The sequence below is a fragment of the Sandarakinorhabdus oryzae genome (assembly GCF_009733735.1).
Lineage (GTDB): Bacteria > Pseudomonadota > Alphaproteobacteria > Sphingomonadales > Sphingomonadaceae > Sandarakinorhabdus > Sandarakinorhabdus oryzae.
In genome coordinates this window covers 1-1,242 of record NZ_WNJP01000325.1, presented here as the reverse complement: position 1 = coordinate 1,242, position 1,242 = coordinate 1, and the positions used below count along the sequence as shown (strand labels likewise).

At 70.0% G+C, this 1,242-nt stretch carries 1 protein-coding gene; it reads right to left on the bottom strand.

The window, feature by feature from the left end:
• A partial coding sequence (locus GJ693_RS17235; protein WP_408014604.1) for an ABC transporter permease occupies window positions 1-1,242 on the bottom strand: 1,242 nt, incomplete at both ends.

Here is a 1,242-nt window from a genome sequence, read left to right as displayed (position 1 = left end):
GCCCGCGCGCCGGCCGCCAGCGCGCCGACCAGCACGGCGATGCCGGCCGCCACGGTAACGCTGGCCGCAGCGCGGATGGCGGCGGACAACTGGCCCAACAAGGTTTGCACCTGGGCGATCACGTCCTTCACCCGCACCACCGACGCGGTGGGGAATCGCGCCGTGAGCGCACGGGCCACGGCGCGTTCCTGGGCCGGCGCCACCTGCACCGTTGCCATCCAGCCGTGCGGCGCCTGTTCCAGCGTGCCCGGCGCGAACAGGATCGCAAAGTTGAAGCCCAGCGACTGCCAGTCGATCTTGCGCGTATTGGCGATGCGGGCGGTGATATCGACGCCCAGCACGGAGACGCCGATGGAATCGCCGATCTTGAGCCCAAGTGCCTTGGCGGCATCATCGTCGATCGACACCAGCGGCGGCCCGGCATAATCGCGCGGCCACCATTTGCCCGACACCAGTTTGTTGGCTTCAGGAAAATCAGCCGCGTAAGAGAGACCGCGATCACCGCGCAGGATCCACACCTCCGGCCCGGCCTTGATCTGTTCGGCCGGCACGCCGTTCACGGCCGTCACTGGGCCGCGCAAACTGGGCACGATCACCGTGCGCGCGCCCGGCGCCGCTGCAGATACGGTGGCGGCAAATTCCGCCTTCTGATCGTTGGGAATGTCGAGCACGAAGAAACTCGGCGCTTTGGTGGGGATAGTGCGGTTGATCTGGCTCGCCAGATTGCCTTCGATGGTGGCCAACGTGGCGAACAGGGTGAGGCCGAGGCCGAGCGCGACCACCAGGTTGCGTGTCGGCGCGCCGGGGCGGTGGAGATTGGCCAGCGCCAGCCGCGCCAGCGTGCCCTTGGGCCGGGGCGCGCGCGCCGCCAATATCTTGACCAGCGCCGCCAGCGCCCACAGCACGGCGATGAGCCCGATGGCGCCGGCCAGGAAGCCCATGACGAACATCTGCTGATCGGCCAGCATCACCACCAGCACCAGCACCGAAACGCCGGCCGCCGCGATGATGGCCAGCGTGGCGGCATCAGGCCGCGCGCGCTGTTCGGTCAGGCTCCTGAGCAGGCGCGCCGCCGGCATGCGTGCGCCTTCGGCCAGCGGCCACAGGGCGAAGGCCAAAGCGATGGCCAGGCCATACCAGGCCGCCTGCGCCAGCGCGCCCCATTGCAAGCCGGTGGCCGGCGGCACTGGCAGGCTGGCGGCAGCAATCTGCGCCACGGCGGCCGGCGTGGCGGCGCCGATG